The sequence below is a fragment of the Paenibacillus tundrae genome (assembly GCF_030812775.1).
Lineage (GTDB): Bacteria > Bacillota > Bacilli > Paenibacillales > Paenibacillaceae > Paenibacillus > Paenibacillus tundrae_A.
In genome coordinates, this window is sequence record NZ_JAUSTI010000001.1 from 227,214 (window position 1) to 247,641 (window position 20,428).

The 20,428-nt window shown below is 46.2% G+C and carries 18 protein-coding genes and 1 pseudogene; 13 read left to right on the forward strand and 6 right to left on the reverse strand.

Translation table 11 applies throughout. The features are described from left to right. Window positions 1-112 precede the first annotated feature (112 nt). Window positions 113-1,588: an aminotransferase class I/II-fold pyridoxal phosphate-dependent enzyme gene (locus J2T19_RS01225; protein ID WP_056696922.1), complete on the reverse strand. Its 1,476-nt coding sequence runs from the start codon at window positions 1,586-1,588 to the stop codon at window positions 113-115. A 178-nt stretch (window positions 1,589-1,766) separates the two neighbouring features. Here J2T19_RS01225 and J2T19_RS01230 point away from each other — a divergent pair, with 178 nt between their 5' ends. Further along, entirely contained in the window at window positions 1,767-3,059 is a 1,293-nt protein-coding gene (locus J2T19_RS01230; RefSeq protein ID WP_307212202.1) for an MFS transporter, read from the forward strand. Between the two features lie 85 nt (window positions 3,060-3,144). Here the strand turns inward: J2T19_RS01230 and J2T19_RS01235 are convergent. Further along, a pseudogene (locus tag J2T19_RS01235) lies at window positions 3,145-3,768 on the reverse strand (YktB family protein). A 231-nt stretch (window positions 3,769-3,999) separates the two neighbouring features. Between J2T19_RS01235 and J2T19_RS01240 the strand changes: the two are divergent. Then, window positions 4,000-4,599 carry a YkzI domain-containing protein gene (locus J2T19_RS01240; protein WP_056696292.1) on the forward strand — a complete coding sequence of 200 codons (600 nt, stop codon included), beginning with the start codon at window positions 4,000-4,002 and terminating at the stop codon, window positions 4,597-4,599. A gap of 99 nt (window positions 4,600-4,698) precedes the next feature. On the opposite strand, the gene J2T19_RS01245 is transcribed toward J2T19_RS01240, so the two are convergent. Continuing rightward, complete coding sequence (locus J2T19_RS01245) at window positions 4,699-4,857, reverse strand: hypothetical protein (protein WP_307212205.1); 159 nt, start codon at window positions 4,855-4,857, stop codon at window positions 4,699-4,701. Between the two features lie 193 nt (window positions 4,858-5,050). Here J2T19_RS01245 and gnd point away from each other — a divergent pair, with 193 nt between their 5' ends. Both gnd and J2T19_RS01255 read left to right on the forward strand, forming a co-directional pair. Further along, window positions 5,051-6,460 carry an NADP-dependent phosphogluconate dehydrogenase gene (gene gnd, locus J2T19_RS01250; RefSeq protein ID WP_307212207.1) on the forward strand — a complete coding sequence of 470 codons (1,410 nt, stop codon included), beginning with the start codon at window positions 5,051-5,053 and terminating at the stop codon, window positions 6,458-6,460. 258 nt (window positions 6,461-6,718) lie between these two features. Then, window positions 6,719-7,228, forward strand: a complete 510-nt coding sequence (locus J2T19_RS01255) for a shikimate kinase (RefSeq protein WP_307212209.1) — start codon at window positions 6,719-6,721, stop codon at window positions 7,226-7,228. Between the two features lie 79 nt (window positions 7,229-7,307). On the opposite strand, the gene J2T19_RS01260 is transcribed toward J2T19_RS01255, so the two are convergent. After that, complete coding sequence (locus J2T19_RS01260; protein ID WP_056696298.1) at window positions 7,308-7,613, reverse strand: rhodanese-like domain-containing protein; 306 nt, start codon at window positions 7,611-7,613, stop codon at window positions 7,308-7,310. A gap of 137 nt (window positions 7,614-7,750) precedes the next feature. Here J2T19_RS01260 and aroA point away from each other — a divergent pair, with 137 nt between their 5' ends. The 4 genes from aroA (at window position 7,751) to ptsP (ending at window position 13,611) form a co-directional block, all read left to right on the forward strand. Then, window positions 7,751-9,046, forward strand: coding sequence for a 3-phosphoshikimate 1-carboxyvinyltransferase (gene aroA / locus J2T19_RS01265; RefSeq protein ID WP_307212216.1), 1,296 nt, complete (start codon window positions 7,751-7,753; stop codon window positions 9,044-9,046). Window positions 9,047-9,174: 128 nt separating this feature from the next. Then, window positions 9,175-9,609, forward strand: a complete 435-nt coding sequence (locus J2T19_RS01270) for a CoA-binding protein (protein ID WP_145045498.1) — start codon at window positions 9,175-9,177, stop codon at window positions 9,607-9,609. Window positions 9,610-9,973: 364 nt separating this feature from the next. After that, window positions 9,974-11,854, forward strand: a complete 1,881-nt coding sequence (locus J2T19_RS01275; RefSeq protein ID WP_307212222.1) for a glucose PTS transporter subunit IIA — start codon at window positions 9,974-9,976, stop codon at window positions 11,852-11,854. Next, entirely contained in the window at window positions 11,851-13,611 is a 1,761-nt protein-coding gene (gene ptsP, locus J2T19_RS01280; RefSeq protein WP_307212224.1) for a phosphoenolpyruvate--protein phosphotransferase, read from the forward strand. The genes J2T19_RS01275 and ptsP overlap by 4 nt, the downstream gene beginning before the upstream one ends. A gap of 159 nt (window positions 13,612-13,770) precedes the next feature. On the opposite strand, the gene J2T19_RS01285 is transcribed toward ptsP, so the two are convergent. Then, window positions 13,771-14,304 (reverse strand): type 1 glutamine amidotransferase domain-containing protein, encoded by a 534-nt coding sequence (locus J2T19_RS01285; protein ID WP_056696928.1) that lies wholly within the window; start codon window positions 14,302-14,304, stop codon window positions 13,771-13,773. Between the two features lie 271 nt (window positions 14,305-14,575). Between J2T19_RS01285 and J2T19_RS01290 the strand changes: the two genes are divergently transcribed. The 4 genes from J2T19_RS01290 to J2T19_RS01305 all read left to right on the forward strand — a co-directional run bounded on the left by J2T19_RS01290 (window position 14,576) and on the right by J2T19_RS01305 (window position 17,377). After that, the gene (locus J2T19_RS01290) at window positions 14,576-14,989 is read left to right on the forward strand and encodes a hypothetical protein (protein WP_239287676.1); all 414 of its coding nucleotides are present in this window, start codon (window positions 14,576-14,578) and stop codon (window positions 14,987-14,989) included. Between the two features lie 122 nt (window positions 14,990-15,111). Further along, the gene (ytxJ, locus tag J2T19_RS01295) at window positions 15,112-15,459 is read left to right on the forward strand and encodes a bacillithiol system redox-active protein YtxJ (protein ID WP_307212232.1); all 348 of its coding nucleotides are present in this window, start codon (window positions 15,112-15,114) and stop codon (window positions 15,457-15,459) included. A 92-nt stretch (window positions 15,460-15,551) separates the two neighbouring features. After that, complete coding sequence (ccpA, locus tag J2T19_RS01300; protein ID WP_145045491.1) at window positions 15,552-16,559, forward strand: catabolite control protein A; 1,008 nt, start codon at window positions 15,552-15,554, stop codon at window positions 16,557-16,559. A 122-nt stretch (window positions 16,560-16,681) separates the two neighbouring features. Beyond that, on the forward strand, window positions 16,682-17,377 hold the full coding sequence (locus tag J2T19_RS01305) for a 5'-methylthioadenosine/adenosylhomocysteine nucleosidase (protein ID WP_307212237.1): 696 nt from the start codon (window positions 16,682-16,684) through the stop codon (window positions 17,375-17,377). 309 nt (window positions 17,378-17,686) lie between these two features. On the opposite strand, the gene J2T19_RS01310 is transcribed toward J2T19_RS01305, so the two are convergent. Further along, window positions 17,687-18,319 carry a GNAT family N-acetyltransferase gene (locus J2T19_RS01310; RefSeq protein WP_307212239.1) on the reverse strand — a complete coding sequence of 211 codons (633 nt, stop codon included), beginning with the start codon at window positions 18,317-18,319 and terminating at the stop codon, window positions 17,687-17,689. 239 nt (window positions 18,320-18,558) lie between these two features. Here J2T19_RS01310 and acsA point away from each other — a divergent pair, with 239 nt between their 5' ends. After that, the gene (gene acsA, locus J2T19_RS01315) at window positions 18,559-20,283 is read left to right on the forward strand and encodes an acetate--CoA ligase (protein WP_307212242.1); all 1,725 of its coding nucleotides are present in this window, start codon (window positions 18,559-18,561) and stop codon (window positions 20,281-20,283) included. The last annotated feature ends 145 nt before the right edge of the window (window positions 20,284-20,428 follow it).

Genomic DNA, 20,428 nt, shown 5'->3' on the forward strand with positions numbered 1-20,428 from the left:
CTTGATATCAAGGGGTCTTTTGTTTTGTTTGTTCTTTTGCACAAAAAAAGAACCAGGCGGGAATGCCTGGCTCTTGGTCTAATGCATTTATATATGACTGCAGCAAGATCTTCTAGAAGATCGCATCTGCTTCCACGATTACTTTTACATTCGTCACGCTTCGGTCTTCAGGGCCTTTAACGGGCAATCCAACTTCAACATGGTCGATAATGTAGTCAATATTCTCTTGAGTAATGACCTCACCTGGAAGTAGAATTGGAATGCCTGGCGGGTATACATAGATAAACTCCGAGATAATACGTCCTGCGGATTCTCTGAAAGGAATGACTTCCGTATCTCCGTAGAAAGCATCACGCGGCGTGAGCATTAATTGCGGAATATCCGGAACCTTAACGACCAATTCGTGAGCCGGGTTAACCTGATAATAGGTTCTGGACAGATCCTGCAAGGCATTCAGTAAGATTCCTACAGAATCATCCGTATCACCTGGCGTCACAAGGCACAGAATATTATACATATCACTAAGCTCGACCTCAATGTTGTAATGTTCACGTAGCCAGTTTTCCGTTTCATAACCTGTGATACCTAAGTGGCGAACATGAATCGTGACTTTGGTTGGGTCATAATTAAACGTGGCCTCCGTCCCAAGCAGTTCTTTACCGAAGCAATACAATCCATCGATATCATTAATGGTTCGTCTTGCGAATTCAGCCAAGTCAATTGCTTTCTGTGCAATCTCATGACCATGCAGAGCCAGATTGCGTCTCGATGTATCGAGTGAAGCAAGCAAAATGTATGAAGTTGATGTCGATGTGAGCAGGCTCAGGATCGTCTGTACACGCTGTGGATTCACGAATCCATTCTTCGTATTCAGATTGAGCACGGAACTCTGTGTCATGGAGCCACCGAGCTTGTGAACACTTGTTGCAGCCATATCGGCTCCTGCTGCCATAGCAGACAGAGGAAGATCCTCATGGAAATGAATAAGCACGCCATGTGCCTCGTCCACAAGGACAGGAACCTGATAGCTGTGTGCCAGCTCAACGATTGATTTTAGATCCGTACATACGCCGTAGTAGGTTGGATTAATGACGAGTAACGCCTTAGCATCCGGATGGCGCTCAAGAGCGCGACGTATGGATTGAATCGTTACTCCGTGATCGATGCCAAGATTCACATCTTGTGCAGGAGAAACGAAGACAGGTTTCGCACCTGAGAAAATGATGGCAGACAGTACCGATTTGTGCACATTGCGGGGCACAATAATTTTGTCGCCAGGTCCGCAGACCGATAGAATCATCGTCATAATCGCACTGCTTGTACCTTGAACACTAAAATAGGTATAATCTGCTCCGAAGGCATCGGCAGCCAGCATCTGAGCTTCCTGGATCACACCTGTCGGCTGATGCAGGTCATCCAGTGGTGCGATGTTAATTAAATCTATGGAGAAGGCATTATCGCCAATAAATTCACGGAATTCGGTATCCGCTCCCAATCCTTTTTTATGTCCCGGAATATGAAACTGTACCGGATTGAGTGCCGCATGATTTTTTAAAGCGGTAAACAGCGGCGTACGGTGGTGATTCATCAGTGCTGTCACAACCCTTCCTAATAAAATTGGTAAACAAAGATGAGTATAGCAAATTAAGAACCGAATGCAAGCGGTATGAGCGACAAATTTTTGAATTGCCGAGATTTGGTCATATTCCCCACGGTTACACTAAGGTTAGGGGAAAGGCAATGAAGCGTCGAAAGGAGAAAAAAGAATGCAAACCAACACGAAACCTGGCAAAATTTTGCGGTCACCTTTTTTTATCGCAATGTGGCTGACGCTTTTCTTAGTTGAAATTATCAAAGGAGCCTTGCTGGTCGCTGTTTTACCTGTGTATATGGACAACATTTTGGGATTGTCAGCAGGTGTGATTGGTGTAGCATTTGCCCTTCAATATTTAGGTGACAACCTATTCCGAGCGCCCTCGGGTTGGGCAGCTGAACGAATTGGGTTTCGTGCAACGATGGTGACTGCTTTAATCTGTACGTTGATTGCGGTCATTATGATTATATTTCTCAAAAGCGCCTTCGGTCTAGCTATGGCTTGTCTCGTTCTGGGCATAGGTACTTCACCACTCTGGCCTTGTGCCATGACAGGTGTGACGGCGTTGTCAGGCCCTCAGAACAAAAATGGAACAGCGATGGGTGCACTGGAAATGGCCGCTCTTGGAGGAACAGGGCTTGGGCCTGTGGGTATGAACTGGATGCTGGAGCGTACTCATCATGATTATCGTATGGTGTTTCTAGTGTTAATGGGTTGTGCCATTCTCGTCATTCTGGTTGCCTTAATTTTGCCAGGACGTGTCGTTGTGGAAGGGGAGCATGCACATGGAGAGGCAACGAGCACGCCTGTACCTTATCCACCTAAGCCTACCCTGCTTACACCATTTATTAAGCTCAAAAGAAGCATCCAAGCCACCTTACAGCGTGTACGAAGTACACTGAATGTAAACCCGCTCGTATATCCTGCATTGTTCATGCAATCGTTCGTTATTGGGCTACTCAGTCCAGTCATTACACTTTATACGCGTACCGATCTGCATATCTCACCCAATCTCTACAGCTTGTTACTGATTGCGGGTGGAGGCATTACCGTGATTGCATTGCTGCCCGTAGGGAAAATGGTGGATCGATTCGGAACATCCGTGTTTTTGCACATCGGTTTTTTGATGGCATCCGCAAGTTTGTTCGCGTTCGCTTCCATTACCGCCATACCGGTGGTCTTTGGAATTGTAATGCTTGTTGGAGTTAGTTACGCTATGATTTTGCCGGCGTGGAACGCATTTGTAGCCACACTTATTCCCAAAGGAGAACGAGGCGCCATCTGGGGCTTTTTCCTTACTTTACAGGGGTCAGGCATGGTGGTCGGGCCGATCGTCTCAGGCTTGTTGTGGGATCATATCAGCCACCCAGCACCATTTATCGGTAGCGCGATTGTGATGGCTGGACTTGCGATCGTGCATTTTATATTGTCACGCAATCCATATCGTACAGCACCTGCAAAATAGCGGATTTTAATGAGTAAAGGGTTCAATTCAAAAAAAGGGAGTGTCGTCAACCAGATCGGTTGTGACATTCCCTTTGTTATTTTTATTAGAAAGACATTTTGTATAACGGTAGTAACGTATTGAACGTGGAGCGAATCGTTTTGAGTAATTGTTCCCCATCTGCAGCAAGTGGGTCATCTCGCTCAATACGAAGACCACACATGACTTCAGCTTTTTTAACTGTTTTCAGCTTGGTGATAATCTTGTCATAATCCTCAGAATTCATATCCTTATGAAATGTACCCTGTGGATCCATATGATCCATCGACCAATAGAACTCTCCAGGTAGATTGCGGCGCACCTCATCCAACTCACGCTCCAGTGCTTCGGCAAACGTAATTTTGTTCGGACTTTCGTAGATGACAGCGAAAATGACAAACACATGTGTATCGAACATGCCCACCTCAAAGTGAGGCAGTGCTTTATATCCCCGTTTGGAAGATCCCTAGGCAACCCATGTATCGATGGGAGGATTGACGGTACGACGTGCGTGTTTGGCGACATGCACAAACATCTCTTCCCCGCACAATTCGGTGAGGTAAGGTGCCAGCTCTGCACCAAGTGCTTCCAGCTTCGGACGAACTCGTTCAATCAGCATCTCCATACGTGGCTCTAGCCCAGGAACTTGAAATACATCAAAATCGCGATTGTTAAACCCGGAAAAATTCATCTGTATTCCTCCATTTCGCGTCTATTATATCATGAAAATCAGAGGGCTTGCCCCTGTGCACGTGCGGAAAGGTCTGGTCACTGGGTTGATTCGGTGAAAAATAGTCAAATAACCAAGTACCCTTACATAAAATGAAGTATAAAATAGGGTAAGCCGATGTAGAAGAAGCCATGTAAAAAGCGATGTAAGAAGCGAACCGGTGTAGATCCGGTACAGATGGAGGGGAGTGCCGTGAATAAGAGTTATGAAGTTGAATATTGCAATCTGGAGCTGCGGTTCAACCGTCGGCATATCCAAAATTTGATCAAAGACCTTATTCGTGAGGGCTATTCACTATATTGGAGCGAGGACGAATCCTTCTTTATCTTGTCAGTCCGCACTGGGCGTAAGCTAGTAAAGCTCCGTTTTCAACAAACACGCAGTGGCAACTACAAAATGACAGGTGATTATATCATCAAAGACGCGAAGCTAGCGGAATGGCTGGAGAAGCTTATTGGTGACACAAGAGGGCATGCGGTTGTAAAACGATTCAAGGATCAGCAGATGACGGTAGAGAACATTTTATTTGGTGAAGTGATTCGTTTGGTGGAGGTATCTGGGTTCAAGCAACGTGTTATTTTTCAAAAGGAACCTGCGCCTACGGCGGAAGAGATGGAAGAAATGTTCCTCTCGCGTGAAGGCGAGGAGCGACTAATGCTGTTGCGCATGGAAGTGGACGATGAACTGGAACGTTTGCACAACGCTATACAGCTCAATAATATGGAAAAGGCAAACGCTTGTCGCGAAGTGTTGCAGCGGTTATCCGGACATCTGTTGATGCTGGAAGCATGAAACATACCCATTCTAGATTACACTTGTAAACAAAGCCCCGGCACACGCCAGGGCTTTTATTGCTGTTAGAAAAATCCTTGTTAAATGACAAAGGTGACGTTACGAGCGACAAGGGTCGATAATGGAGAAGTGCGAGCTTCCAACCAAGACATCAAAATCTTCTATCCCTTGATTCAGGATTAGGTCAGCTTCATATAGAGTAATCGGTTCGACCCACAGTAGGGGGATTTTCTCTTGGCCGACATGGATTTGTTCCAAAGACTCGCTTCCTCCACGTCTGCCCCATTCTAGGTAATTATGAAAATACAATGACACCTTGATGGATTGGGGCGTTTTCTCGTTGTACGGACGCTCTGCGGGGTTCACTTCTATACATAAAACCGTTAAAATGAGAGTGATGTTGAGAGACAATATCATTAAAAATCAATTGGAGTAAAGGATGGGAGACCAGATGACTAAACAACAGATCGGCGTAATCGGACTGGCTGTCATGGGCAAGAATTTGGCCCTTAACATTGAAAGCAGAGGTTTCACGGTGTCGGTATATAACCGTTCCCAAGAGAAAACAGAGGATCTTCTGAAAGAAGCCGAGGGTAAAAATCTGACAGGTACGTTCTCGATTGAAGAATTCATAGCATCCCTGGAATCCCCACGCAAAATTTTGATCATGGTTCAAGCAGGTAAAGCGACTGACGCAACCATTGAACAATTGCTACCTCATTTGGATGAAGGCGACATCATCATTGATGGAGGAAATGCATACTTCCCTGATACTCAACGTCGCAGCAAAGAGCTGGAAGACAAAGGTATTCGTTTCATCGGTACAGGCGTATCTGGTGGTGAAGAGGGTGCATTGAAAGGTCCTTCCATTATGCCAGGTGGACAAGAGAGTGCTTACAAATTAGTAGAGCCGATTCTGACAGCAATTTCAGCTAAAGTCGGCGATGACCCTTGTTGTACATATATCGGACCAGACGGTGCAGGACACTATGTCAAAATGGTTCACAATGGTATTGAATACGGTGATATGCAATTGATTGGCGAAGCATACCACCTGCTCAAATCCGTACTTAACGTTTCCGTAGAAGAGTTGCATGAAATCTTCACAGAATGGAATCAAGGTGAGCTGGATAGCTACTTGATCGAAATTACAGCAGACATCTTCTCCAAATACGATCCAGAAACCGGCAAACCAATGGTAGACGTGATCTTGGATGCAGCTGGACAAAAAGGAACAGGTAAATGGACAAGCCAAAGCGCGCTTGATCTCGGCGTACCACTGTCCATGATTACCGAATCCGTATTCTCCCGTTTCTTGTCTGCGATGAAAGACGAGCGTGTAGCAGCGAGTAAAATTCTGAATGGCCCTGCGACAGAAGCATTCTCTGGCGACAAAAAAGCATTCATTGAGAACGTGCGTAAAGCACTCTTTGCAAGTAAAATCGTATCCTATGCTCAAGGCTTCGCTCAGATGCGTGCTGCATCCGATGAGTATGGCTGGGATCTGAAATACGGCAACATCGCGATGATCTTCCGTGGTGGCTGCATCATCCGTTCACAGTTCTTGCAAAACATCAAAGAAGCATATGATAAAGACGCACTACTCAAAAACCTGCTCTTAGATCCATACTTCCAAAACATCGTTGAATCTTACCAAGGCGCATGGCGTGAAGTCGTGGCAGCTGCTGTACAACAAGGAATTCCGGTTCCTGGCTTCTCCAGCGCGCTGTCCTACTACGATAGCTACCGTACAGAGCGTTTGCCTGCAAACCTGTTGCAAGCACAACGTGACTACTTCGGTGCGCACACGTTCAAACGTTTGGACAAAGAAGGCAGCTTCCACCACAACTGGATGGAGTAGTTTTAGAGCGGAAATGACCTCTGACTCAAAGACCTACAATTTCGGCAATGCCGAGTTGTGGGTCTTTTTTATTTCATACAGAAGGTCATAGATGGCTCTCACCTCTGCCGTCGGCGCTCTAGCCTTCCCCAGTTAGCAGGCCTGTGTTATGATAGGACAAAAGTGCTCAAGAAATGCTTGAAATGCGAATTCAAAATGATGTTTCGTCATCCAAAGCGAACTTTTTGAATAACCTCTTGGAATAAAGGAGTGTACCTTTTGAGCAAGGCTAACAATATTATACTCATCGGTATGATGGGAACCGGCAAATCAACAGTTGCAGATCTGCTTGCACGCGAACTAGGCTATCGACTGGTTGATGTGGACGCCGCAGTGGAGAAAGAGGAAGGTTGCACCATTCCTGAATTGTTCACAGGTAAAGGTGAGACTTACTTCCGGGATGCAGAGAGTCGGGTGCTGTGCTCTGTACTAGAGAAGAAGGCACAGGTCATTGCAACTGGAGGCGGTGTTGTACTGCGTGCTGACAACTGTGATGTGATGTCCAAGAATGGCTGGGTCGTTGCACTGACTGCAGATCCCGGAGTGATTGTAGAGCGTGTGAGTGGTTGTGACAATCGTCCATTACTGGCAGGCAATGCGGAGGAACGGATTCAGACGATTATGGAGGAACGCAAAGACGCATATCGGTTTGCACATTACACGGTGGATACCACGTCGTTATCCGCGGCAGAAGTGACTCGTTTAATTTTAGCGCATTACCGCGTCTAAGCCTGTAATCATTGTATGTTTTCGTTAGAGGTGTGAGAAGTGCAGTTTGAAGAAAAAACGAGCCGATCGGCTCGTTTAATTAGTCTTCCTGTTGCCATTGTAGCATGCCGCCAACCATGTTGGTGCAGCCTTCGTAGCCGAGTTGTTGCAGATATTCAGCAGCACGCTCGCTGCGGTAACCACTGCGACAGATGAGGACAATCTCACCAGACTTCTCAATTTCAGACAATCTGTCTGGAATTTGTCCTAGGGGGATGTGCTTCGCTCCCTCAATCATGCCTTGTGCGACCTCTTCGTCCTCGCGGACGTCTATCATCTGCAACTTCTCACCAGCCTGTAAACGGCGGCGTAGCTCAGACGTTTCAATTTCAGCAATTTGCGTCATATTCAGATCCTCTTTTCTGTATCGACTTAACGCTTATAATGATACCCAAGCGATGCAGGGAATGTCAATTTAGGCAAGATACCCTCGGGTATGATTCTAGTGTTTAATCAATTTGAATAATGAAGGAGAATTCATTCATGGACGTTATCGTAACACCTACTCCCTCCCTGAAAGGGGAAATTGGAGCCTTGTCCTCCAAAAACTACACAACACGTTATTTGCTAGCTGCTGCATTGGCAGAAGGCACAAGCACCATCCATTTCCCTGCGCATAGTGAAGATAGTGACGCGATGCGTAGATGTATTCGTGATCTAGGTGCAGTTCTGGAAGAAGAAGATAGCAAAATCGTAATCCAAGGTTTCGGTAGCAGTCCACGCGATGTACGTGAACTGAATGTAGGTAATGCAGGTGCTGTTTTACGTTTTCTTATGGGTGTAACGGCATTATGTCCTGAGGTTACTTTTGTTAATACGTATCCAGATTCACTTGGTAAGCGGCCACATGATGATCTGATCGATGCCTTGGGACAACTTGGTGTGGAGGTTCAGCATGAACAAGGACGTCTACCTATTACAATCAAAGGTGGCAAGCCCAAAGGTGGACATATCCGTGTATCCGGTTCTGTGAGCTCCCAATATCTCAGTGCATTACTCTTTGTAACACCTATGCTAGCAGAAGATAGCACAATTGAAGTGCTGAATGACCTGAAATCCAAGGTCGTGATCGGACAAACGCTGGAGGTATTGGAGCAAGCAGGAATCGTTATCCATGCAAGCGATGATTATATGTCCTTCCGTGTACCTGGGGGCCAGTCATACCAACCACAGACGTATACCGTGCAAGGAGACTACCCAGGTTCAGCAGCAGTTCTCGCGGCGGCAGCGGTGACACAATCGGATGTAAAAATCTTGCGTTTGATGGAACAGAGTAAGCAAGGGGAACGTGCCATCGTGGATGTGCTGCGCATGATGGAAGTGCCTCTCACACATGAGAACAATGTTGTACACGTGCAAGGTAACGGAAAATTAAAGGCAATTGAGTTCGATGGTGATGCTGCAACAGATGCTGTTCTGGCCATGGTAGCGGCGGCTGTGTTTGCGGAAGGGACTTCACGGTTTTATAATGTAGAGAACCTACGCTATAAGGAATGTGACCGAATTACGGATTACTTGAATGAGCTTCGTAAGGCGGGTGCGAACGTTGAAGAGCGTCAGGCTGAGATCATCGTGCATGGACGCCCAGAAGGCGTCGAAGGTGGCGTTGAGATTAATGCTCATTATGATCATCGGGTCATCATGGCTCTAACCGTTGTTGGACTTCGTGCCAAGCAACCGCTCCGCATTCGGGATGCACACCATGTAGCCAAGTCTTATCCACAATACTTTGATCACTTGCAGGCGCTTGGTGCCTCCGTACAATGGGTAAAAGAGTAAAATAACACTCACGTTCAGAGGTAGTTCCAAAAGTCCGCTTGTGAGTACGAAACATGCCTGGCGGTATGATCAGCATCGAAGTTGGAAATCAGCTGATATCTTTAAGCAGAAAAGGATGGTGCTTGAACATGGAATTTAACAACCCTACTCGTGAAGAAATTGGACAAATTTTACGTAATGCAGGCAACATCGCAGTCGTTGGTTTATCAGACAAATCAGATCGCACATCCTACATGGTTGCTGAAGCTATGCAGAGCAGAGGATATCGCATCATTCCTGTGAACCCTCAGGTGCAAGGTGAGATTCTTGGAGAAACGGTGTACGCCACGCTCGCAGATATTCCAGAACCAGTAGATATCGTTAATGTGTTTCGCCGAGAAGAGTATTGTGCTGATGTAGCACGAGAGGCGGCGGCGATCAAAGCTAACGTATTGTGGCTGCAGCTGGGCATCCATAATGATGAAGCAGTGCAGATTGCGGCTGAGAACGGTCTGAAGGCTGTTACGAATCGTTGTATCAAGGTCGAAGATTCCATCGTTCTGCGCGGTGCTGGACGCGACTAAGCGCCATTTCCGTCGTTTTGCGGCGGCTTGGTATTGTGTTATGCCAGGTGTTAAGCAAAGTACATTCTGTAGGATCAGGCTGTAAACGTAGAGAATCCCGTTAACGGACAATAAGTTAACGGGATATTTCTTTTTTTATAGCATAACTGCATTAGGGTGATCAAGAATATAGCATCAATCGCTTGGCTGAGCATCTTGCCTTTCTGGAGAATATATAACGTTTGGTTATGGTTCTGGCCACATCAACATGTGGTCTTTTTGGTATGTGATTGCGGAGTCTAATTAACTTTCCAACAGGTTGCTGTTTTGCTTTGACAAAATGTTTCTTAAAGCTTACCATCAAGGATAGAAAGGAGAGGTCGCCATGAATTGGCTCGGATCCTTGCAGCAGCTCGGAAGAGCGGTAATGCTGCCTACAATGGTCCTGCCCGCCGCCGCAATATTGCTTAGTGTTGGCAGTTTACCCTGGGACGCCTGGGGGATAAAAGTTGTTGGTGAAGTGTCTACCGTGGCTGGACACGGTATTTTTTATTTTTTGCCCTATTTATTTGCGGTCGGTGTAGCGCTGGGACTCTCCAACCAGGCCGGACAAGCGGGACTCGCTGCACTGGCTGGTATCGTCATATATGATCAGGTGACTCGCAATTTTGGTGATGGCACCATTCAGCCTGCTTCCTTAATCGGAATTATACTCGGCGCACTGGCTGGGGTAATGCATAATCGGTTTAAAAGCATTAAGCTACCAGAGATTTTGCAATTTTTTGGCGGCTCGAGGTTCGTTTTGCTCATCGTTGGGCTCTGCTCGGCGCTGTTCTCCTGCTTTATGTTATGGATCGCTCCAATACTACAGCATGGATTGAATGCGGTTGCCACATGGGAATACAGTCTCGGTGGCTTTGGGTTGTTCATCTATGGCGTGCTTTACAGGGTATTGGTTGCTTTCGGCTTACATCATCTGCTGAACAATGTATTCTGGTTTCAATTGGGCACGTTCGAAACGCCTGACGGAAACATTGTACAGGGGGATTTGCCTCGTTTCTTTGCAGGTGATCCATCGGCAGGTTTCTTCATGGCCGGGTTGTTCCCAATCATGATGTTCGCTATTCCAGCGATTGCGTTTGCCATTATTCAGGAAGCTCGGGAAGACTTGAAGCCGAAGATTAAGAAAACATTCCTTACTTCAGCATTAGTCTGTTTCCTAACAGGAGTATCTGAGCAAATTGAGTTTGCCTTTTTATTTGCAGCTCCTTATCTGTTTATTGTGCATGCGGTGATGTCTGGTGTTGCGATGTGGATTAGTTATTGGCTTGATATACGCCACGGGTTCTCGTACTCGGCAGGTATAATTGATTACATACTCAATTTCCATTTATCAGAGAATGCTTGGAAGCTTATCCCGATTGGCATACTATATGGGCTCGTTTATTACTTCTTATTCCGCTGGGCGATTCGTACATTTAAGATTCCTACGCCAGGACGTGAAGAAGGTTCGATGTTAGAGGATTGGGTAGGCAATATTCCTTATCAGGCTCCTTTGATTTTGGAAGCGCTGGGTGGCAAGAGTAACATTGTGCAGGTGGAGGCATGCATCACACGTCTTCGTCTGACGGTGCACGATGATCGCCTGATTGATACGGGTGCGATGAAGAGCATGGGCTCGGCTGGGTTAATCAAGCTCGGTGGAGGCAATGTGCAAGTGGTATTCGGTACCTATTCCGAATTGATTCGTGAGGAGATTGCGAAGCTACTGGAACGGGATCTGCCACAAGTGCTGTTCTGTGCGCCTGTACAAGGGAAAATGCTGCCGATCGAAGAGGTGCCAGATCAGATATTCGCAGCCAAGCTTGTTGGGGATGGGGTAGCCTTTGTTCCAGAGCGGGGAGAGCTGGTTTCTCCTGTCTTCGGTACAATTATGCACCTGTATCCAACGATGCATGCGTTAGGCATTTCCACCCGAGAAGGACTTGAGGTTCTGCTCCATATCGGGATTGATACTTCACAATTGAAAGGTCATTTTGAAGCTTTTGTTCAGGAAGGCGATACGGTTGAGCCGGGACAATTGCTGATTAAATTCGATCTTGCGGTTCTGCGGGAACAAGCAGCATCACTGACAACACCGATGGTAATTACCAATCCGGATCGTGTCAAATCATGGAGTTTTGCTCCATTCAAGCAAGTCAAGAAAGGTCAGGCATCCGTTATGTCCGTGGTGCTCTATGACAGGAACGTTGGAGGGGTAGAATGAAGATACAAGGCATCAACGGCGCTGCAGGCATAGCCATCGGCAAAGCATTTGTCCTGCCCAGTTGGGAATGGGATCTGCCGGATCAGAAGATGGATTCGGTGGATCTCGCCCAGGAATTCGAACGGCTGTATGAGGGCATCCGGACTTCACGGGATGAGATAGAATACATCAAGAATGAATTCAAGGAAGTTGTAGGTCCAGAAGAGTCAAGCATCTTTGATGCGCATCTAGCGATTTTGGAAGACCCTGTGTTTATGAACGAAATTCGAGGCATTATTGAACGGCAATATAAAGCTGCCGAAGTGGCGGTAAAAGAAGCGATTGACCACTTTGTAACGATGTTTGACTTGTTGGATGATGAGTACATGAAGGAGCGGGCGATCGACATCAAGGATGTCGGCAATCGATTGTTAAAGCATCTATTGGGTGCACCAGAGATTACCCTTCCTTCAGATACTCAGCCATATATCCTTGTAGCCAAAGAGCTGTCGCCTTCACAACTGGCGCATCTCAATCCTACGCATGTGCTTGGTATCGTTACTCTAATTGGTGGCAAAACATCTCATTCCGCTATTATGGCTCGTGCCTTGGGTATACCTCTCGTTTCCGGTCTGGAGGCGAGTCTTGGCATGCCAGTTGAGACAGGTGATATGCTTGTAGTAGATGGGGACAACGGACTTGTATTTACCGAGCCGGATCGCAAAACGATTGAGCGTTACACGATGATTCGTAGCAAACAGCTTCAGAAAAAAGAACAATTGCAGGTGCTTGCTACAGTTGATGCCGTGACCAAGGACGGCTCAGTACTTCACCTAGCATCCAATATCAGTTCAGTGAAGGAATTGGATCTCGCTCTGAAGCATGGGGCGAAGGGGGTAGGGTTGTTCCGTACGGAGTTCCTTTATATGGATCGTGCGACGTTCCCAGGTGAGCAGGAACAGTATGAGGTATACAGATTGGTCGCTGAAAAAACAGCAGGTCAGTCTGTCGTCATTCGTACACTGGATATTGGCGGAGATAAGCAACTTGATTATTTCGAGCTACCTGAAGAGGATAATCCGTTTCTTGGATATCGAGCCATCCGCATCAGTTTGGATCGTAAGGATCTATTCAAAACACAGCTTACGGCAATTCTGCGGGCAAGTGCTGCAGGGAATGTGAAGATTATGTACCCTATGATTTCGTCAGTCGAAGAACTTCAACAGGCGAATGAAATCTTGCGTGAAGCTATGGCTGATCTGGATGAGCGTAAATTGCCATATGATCCACATATCCAAGTGGGTATTATGATTGAAGTGCCTGCAGCGGTGATGATTGCAGACTTATTGGCAGAGGAAGCGGATTTCTTTAGCATCGGTACGAATGATCTTGTTCAATACGTCTTGGCTGTAGATCGGATGAACGAACAGATCGCTCATATGTATCATCCATATCATCCAGCCGTGTTGCGTATGCTGAGAGCAACAGTAGAAGCAGCTCACACTGCTGGAATTGAGATTAGTGTATGTGGAGAGATGGCAGGGGACGAGCGTTCGATTCCACTATGGCTTGAGCTAGGCATACGCAATCTAAGTATGTCTCCACAATCACTTTTGCGTGTGAAGCATAGGGTGCTCAACACAACTGCTGCAGCGGCCAAAGAAATAGCACAGGAGTGCTTCACGTTGCGAACAAGCCTGGATATCGAACAACGTTTACAGACGTTTAATGACGGAGCAGGCAACCCGGATGAACAAAGTGGCTCGAATGCCTCTTGATAATCCCACCTTAGTAAAAGTATCTTAAATGCTCTTCAACTAATAGGTTAAACATCAATCCATCCTCACGTATCTGTTAAATAGATGGATGAGAAGAGTTTCGCCTAAACCATGAAACCCCCACGCTACAGAGCGAGGGGGTTTTTGGTGATTCAGTGTTTATTCCGTTTTGGCTGTAGCCAACGCATCACAGAATGCTTTTCCATAAGGGGGAAGGTCGGGAGGACGACGTGCCGAAATGATATGTCCATCTACGACAACAGGCTCGTCTTTCCAGATTGCACCTGCATTCTCCATATCGTCTCGAATGCCCGGAGTGGAGGTCACGGTAACACCTTCCAGAATTTTGGCGGAGATCAGCACCCAGCCTGCGTGACAGATTTGTCCGATGGGCTTGCGATCTGCATGCATCTCCTTCACAAGTTCAAGCACTTTGGGATAGCGGCGGAGCTTGTCCGGCGCCCAACCGCCAGGCACAAGAATACCATCATATGCAGAACTGTCCAACTCGTCGAAGCTGTATTCCGCTTCGGCGGGAACACCATATTTTCCGATGTAGGTTTTACCTTTTTTCTCCCCAGCTAGATGCACCTCAGCACCTTCTTCACGCACACGATGTACGGGATACCATAACTCCAGATCCTCGAATTCTTCATCAACTAGAGCGATAACTTTTTTGCCTGTTAATCTCATATCCATCTCTCCTTTTAAGGTAGCATGAATCGACTTCATTGTAACAGATTCCTAGCTTCGCTTCACGGAATACATAACCATCCAAGATGAGTAACCGATTTCAATCGTTGTTAGGATACGCAAGCAACCCTTAACCTGGCGTCAGTGGTAATTTGTGCAACCTTTGGTTTGCAGCAGGATTTAGGCCGAAAAAGGTCGAATGGTAACAGTATACGAGTATAGAACGAATGAGGTGATGGATGTGCGCAAATCGTGCAGATGCGGACATGTAATGGAATTAGAATTAAGAACCGTTGTGTACGCCAAAAAAGTAGAGATTCGTAACGTACCTGTATTTGCATGTACAGATTGTATTTCATACGAAGTGCTTCAACCGGTCAAGCCTGACCTGAAAGAATGTATTAGTAAATTGGGTGAAGAGCCCAATAAGCAGGATGTCTTATTTGGTGAGCAAAATGAGCTTGCAGACCTGTTCCACGAGCAACTGCTTGCTAGACCCAATGCAACGGATCAAGAGATGCAAGATCAGATGCAGCAGGCTGTGAAGGAAAGGATTAATCTATTGCTCGATATTTTAGGTTATGCTCAAAAGTCGGGTGATGCGGAATGGATCGAGACAACGCAGCGTAGACTGGGTCAGTTATCGGGGTTCGTTTGGCAGGCGCATTTCTCGAATGCTGTCTAGTTTTGACGTGTAAAATGCTTGTTTTCATGAAAATTGGCTTTTTCGCGCGCTTTTTGTTAAGATATCGAAGAGTGAAAACGCTCAACATAGCGGTATTCCTGAAAAAGGGGGATGTATATCCAATGGCTGACATGACTAAAATGACAAGTATTGAACAGCTAAACTCCGCAGTGGAGGCTACCGAGGAACAGCCTTTGCTTCTGTTTAAGCATAGTACACGTTGCCCAATTAGTGCGAATGCTTATCAGGAGATGAACAACTATTTGCAAAACAATCCGAATGAACAAGTGAAATACGGCATTATTTATGTTGTGGAAGACCGCCCTGTATCTAACGAAGCAGCAGAAAAACTGGGTGTTAAGCATGAATCTCCACAGGCAATTCTAGTTAAAAAGGGAAAGCCTGTATGGCAAACTTCCCATTCTGATATTACTTCGACCACGCTCACGCAGGTTTTAAGTGAGTCCTAGAGCCTATTTTAATTGATTAATGCAAAAATTTGTCGTAATATAATTCTTAATGAAAATGGGTTGAAAATTTACTGGTAATGGAGAGAAGTACTGTGACGGTAACCATTTATGATGTGGCACGCGAAGCTGGAGTGTCCATGGCAACGGTATCACGGGTAGTTAACAATAACCCCAATGTGAAGCCACAAACACGTAAAAAAGTATATGAAGCCATTGATCGGTTGGGATATCGTCCGAATGCTGTAGCCAGAGGTTTGGCTAGCAAAAAGACGACAACAGTCGGTGTGGTAATTCCTGATATTTCGAACTCGACTTTCGCTGAGATTGCTCGCGGAATTGAGGATATTGCTAATATGTATCACTACAATATCATTCTATGTAATGCGGACAAGAAGAAAGAAAAAGAAATTCGTGTTATTAACACGTTGCTAGAAAAGCAAGTCGACGGTTTGCTTTTCATGGGCGGTACAGTAACGGATGAACATATCCAAGCCTTTCAATCCGCAGCAGTACCTATCGTGCTTTGTGCGACAAGTGACGAAAAGGGAACATATCCTTCTGTAGATATCGATCATGAAGCTGCAGCATTTGATGCGGTGAATACATTGATTCGTCATGGTCATAAGGAAATTGCGATGATTAGTGGCACGCTGCAAGATCCTGCTAACGGCTACGCGCGTTTCCAAGGGTACAAGAAAGCTCTTGAAGCAGCAGGTATGGACTATCAGGAGGATCTGGTGCGCATCGGTAACTATCGTTATGAGTCCGGCGTGGAAGCAATGAAATACTTCCTCGGGCTGAAGAAGAAACCAACAGCAATCTTCGCTGCAACAGATGAGATGGCTATTGGCGCGATTCACAGCATTCAGGATGAGGGTCTGAAAGTACCGGATGACTTCTCCATTATTAGTGTGGATAACATTCGTATGGCTTCCATGGTGCGTCCGCAATTGACAACAGTCGCTCAGCCAATGTATGACCTGGGTGCCGTTGCGATGCGTTTGCTCACGAAGCTGATGAAAAAAGAAAATGTGGAGAACCCACGGGTTATTTTGCCACATGAAACGATCCTACGTTTGTCTGTAAGCCATGCTGGATAAGTAAATATAGCATTGGAAATGGTATAAGGCAGGGAGAAGATGTTCTCTCTACATATCGAATTGGCAGAAGCTCCGGAGACGGAGCTTTTGTGCTGAATAGAATCTACTGGAGGGCTTAGGACATGCGCGAAACAATCGGTATTATCGGTGCTATGGATGAGGAAGTAGAACTGTTGCTTGCAGGTATGAAGCAGTTGGAGACGGTCAAACAGACGGGAATAACCTATGTTGCAGGCGAGTGGTTGGGGAAACAAATTGTTGTCTGCAAATCCGGTGTGGGTAAAGTAAACGCATCAGTAACCACACAAATTCTAATCGACCGCTTCCAAGTGGATCGAATTATTTTTACAGGTGTTGCGGGTGCGGTTCATCCTGAGCTGAATATTGGAGATATCGTCATTTCTTCGGTCTGTGTGCAGCATGATATGGATGTGACGCCACTCGGGTTTGAACGGGGTGTTATTCCATATCAAGAAACCTCTGCATTTCCTGCCGATGCTTCGCTGATTGCACTTGCTGAAGATGCTTGTAAGGCGCAAGGTTCGAAATACATGATCGGAAAAGTTCTGTCCGGAGATCAATTCATTGCGAGTAAAGAAACGGTAAATATGTTATACACCCAAATGGATGGAGCATGTGCAGAAATGGAAGGGGCGGCTGTTGCGCAGGTGAGCTTCATGAATCGTGTACCTTTTGTTGTTCTGAGAGGCATGTCCGATAAAGCAGATGGTTCCGCACATGTTAACTTTGCTGAATTTACAGTGCAGTCTTCCCAGCGCTCACATCGCATTGTAGAGCATATGTTAGAGAACATGTAAGTTTTCATGTAGGGGATCAAGGCTGGGTACGAACGGCCTCAGCCAGGAAAAACGGAACTAAACCGCTTCTCAACGGATAGCTCTTAAGTTATGGAGAGCTAAGATGAGAAGCGGTTTTTTGATTAAAATTTTCATCAGTTTGCAGCAGAGTTGAATCATTCGATGATCGTAAGAAAAACTACAAGCAAATGCGGTCTATCTTCTGTGGAGGTAAGACGATAGGCGTTTTTCTTATGTAAGTATAATTCAAGCGTAATTTGAGCGTAGTGCATTTAATCTCAATATAATTTAATTGTATATGAATATAACTCAATACATAAACCGATAGCGAAAGCGCACACGATCGAACTGTTCCTCAGACGCGAGTGGTACCTGGCTGCCGATTCTCACCATAAGACAGTTTGCCGGGTGAGAGCAGATTTCAGGATCATCGGTCGCGTACCAGGTCATATCTACGGTTTGCATTAACTTCTCCATCATTTTACGATAATCCCACACGGACAGACCGCTGCCCTTCAGATCCCAATGCCAATAATATTCGGTCGTAAAAATGATATATCGCTCCAACTGTTCACCTTCGAACGCAGTGAGAAGCATCTCACGTCCTATACCTAGAGAGCGGTACTCATCAGCCACCTCGATAGCTCCCAGTTCTATGAGATCCGTCATATTACCTTCAGACCAACGTTCACATTCGTCAGCGTAATGAAACGTAACGTAACCAATAATGATGCTATTTTCATGTGCTAGAATGATACGACCTTCCGGCAGATCGGCAATCTCAGTTAGGGCTTCCTGCTGCTCTGATGGTCTCCGAAAAGCATCGAGATCCGGATGGAAACCTAGCTGTGAAATGGCCTCAGCGGGCATAGGGCCTTCAATCGTGATGTGGTGACCGGATTTGAAGATGGAACGCATATGATGCTTCTTAATATGCTCCATGGTTCATGCTCCTTTCTTCCCCCTAGACGATGATTGAGAAGATTTGCTATAATGGCGTAGACAAAAAATGTTCACAATTCAAGTGCAGCTCAAAATTCATTCAGTAGGTCAAGCAAGTAAATAAAGAGAATGCTCTCTCTATTAATGTAAGCGCTAACTGGAAGTTCAGTCAACACAAGGCAATGAGAAGTCACCCATTTAAGGGAATCGAAATGTCGAGTTGAAGGAGGCTGGCAAGCATGAGTCAAGCATTTGAAGAGATGCTGCAAACGGTTGTGTCTGAATCTAACTTGGGCGATTACGCGGAGGCTCGAAGCCGATTTGATTGGGAATCGGTGGAAAGGCACTTTACGTGGCACGCCAGCGGAAAAGTGAATATGGCTCATGAGGCGATAGATCGCCATGTACTAGAAGGAAGAGGCGGTAGAACGGCATTGCTGTACAGTGATGCTTCACGGGAAGAGGCATATACCTTTGCCGATCTTAGTGAGCAATCCAACCGGTTTGGTAATGTACTACGGAAATATGGTGTGACCAAGGGGGATCGAGTATTTATTTTTATGCCGAGAAGCCCTGAGCTATATTTCAGCCTTTTGGGTATCTTGAAAGTGGGTGCGATCGCAGGACCGCTGTTTGAAGCTTTTATGGAGACGGCCGTCAAAGACCGATTGGAGGACAGTGGGGCAGTTGCACTTGTAACGACACCTGAGCTTCTTGGACGAATTAAGCGCTCCGAATTACCGGAGCTAAAGCATATATTTGTCGTTGGTGGTGGGGAACAGACGGAAGATGGACTGATTGATTTTAATGCAGAGATGTCTGTTGCTTCGGATGAGATGGACGTGGAATGGCTCAGTCGTGAGGATGGACTCATTATCCATTATACTTCGGGTTCTACGGGGAAACCGAAGGGCGTATATCATGTGCAGAATGCAATGGTTCAGCATTATTATACAGGCAAAGTTGTGCTCGACTTACGCGAGGATGATGTTTACTGGTGCACCGCAGACCCTGGTTGGGTCACAGGCACGTCTTATGGTATTTTTGCACCATGGCTGAACGGGGTAACCAATGTTATTCGTGGAGGTCGTTTCAGTCCACAAGACTGGTATAGCACGATTGAAAAAAATAAAGTTACCGTCTGGTACAGCGCACCGACGGCGTTTCGAATGTTGATGGGTGCAGGAGACGAGACGATCGCTCAGCATGATTTGAGTAGTCTGCGTCACGTCATGTCTGTCGGCGAGCCGCTCAATCCTGAAGTGGTTCGTTGGGGCTGGAAAGCATATGATCAACGAATTCATGATACATGGTGGATGACGGAAACAGGTGCGCAATTGATCTGTAATTATCCAGGTATGCCGATTAAGCCAGGTTCAATGGGAAGACCTTTGCCCGGGATTGAAGCTGCAATTATCGATGATCGTGGGCAGGAGTTACCTCCGTATAGTATGGGGAATTTGGCAATACGCAGCCCATGGCCGTCGATGATGGCGAAAATCTGGAACAATCCCGCTAAATACGAGGAGTATTTCCGGCTCTCAGGCTGGTATGTATCTGGAGACTCTGCTTATATGGATGAAGACGGCTACTTCTGGTTTCAGGGCAGAATTGATGATGTGATTAATTCGTCTGGCGAACGTATCGGTCCTTTCGAGGTGGAGAGCAAGCTCGTAGAGCACCCTGCTGTAGCTGAGGCTGGTGTAATCGGTAAACCGGATGTGACACGGGGAGAGATCATCAAAGCCTTTGTAGCGCTTCGTGATGGGTATGAGGCGACACCGGAGTTGAAGGAAGAGATTTATCGTTTTGTAAAAGAAGGCCTGTCCGCCCACGCTGCACCGCGTGAGATAGAATTCAAGGATAAATTGCCGAAGACACGCTCTGGTAAAATTATGCGTCGTGTCTTGAAAGCCTGGGAGCTTGATTTGCCGACAGGAGACCTGTCCACCATTGAAGACTAAATGTTGAATGTGGTAAGCCACGAGTCGCCGAATTGCAATTGATATCATCATGAAGAAGCCTGATCTGCGATGTTTAAGAGATCAGGCTTTTTGACGTGTTAAACAAAAGACCCCCTAAGATTAAACTTAGGAGGCCGTTTGGTGC

Coding starts and splice junctions, on each gene's coding strand:
- J2T19_RS01225 (WP_056696922.1), bottom strand. CDS start 1,588: ATGAATCACCACCGTACGCCGCTGTTTACCGCTTTAAAAAATCATGCG.
- J2T19_RS01230 (WP_307212202.1), top strand. CDS start 1,767: ATGCAAACCAACACGAAACCTGGCAAAATTTTGCGGTCACCTTTTTTT.
- gnd (WP_307212207.1), top strand. CDS start 5,051: ATGACTAAACAACAGATCGGCGTAATCGGACTGGCTGTCATGGGCAAG.
- J2T19_RS01260 (WP_056696298.1), bottom strand. CDS start 7,613: ATGACGCAAATTGCTGAAATTGAAACGTCTGAGCTACGCCGCCGTTTA.
- aroA (WP_307212216.1), top strand. CDS start 7,751: ATGGACGTTATCGTAACACCTACTCCCTCCCTGAAAGGGGAAATTGGA.
- J2T19_RS01270 (WP_145045498.1), top strand. CDS start 9,175: ATGGAATTTAACAACCCTACTCGTGAAGAAATTGGACAAATTTTACGT.
- J2T19_RS01275 (WP_307212222.1), top strand. CDS start 9,974: ATGAATTGGCTCGGATCCTTGCAGCAGCTCGGAAGAGCGGTAATGCTG.
- ptsP (WP_307212224.1), top strand. CDS start 11,851: ATGAAGATACAAGGCATCAACGGCGCTGCAGGCATAGCCATCGGCAAA.
- J2T19_RS01285 (WP_056696928.1), bottom strand. CDS start 14,304: ATGAGATTAACAGGCAAAAAAGTTATCGCTCTAGTTGATGAAGAATTC.
- J2T19_RS01290 (WP_239287676.1), top strand. CDS start 14,576: ATGGAATTAGAATTAAGAACCGTTGTGTACGCCAAAAAAGTAGAGATT.
- ytxJ (WP_307212232.1), top strand. CDS start 15,112: ATGGCTGACATGACTAAAATGACAAGTATTGAACAGCTAAACTCCGCA.
- J2T19_RS01305 (WP_307212237.1), top strand. CDS start 16,682: ATGCGCGAAACAATCGGTATTATCGGTGCTATGGATGAGGAAGTAGAA.
- J2T19_RS01310 (WP_307212239.1), bottom strand. CDS start 18,319: ATGGAGCATATTAAGAAGCATCATATGCGTTCCATCTTCAAATCCGGT.
- acsA (WP_307212242.1), top strand. CDS start 18,559: ATGAGTCAAGCATTTGAAGAGATGCTGCAAACGGTTGTGTCTGAATCT.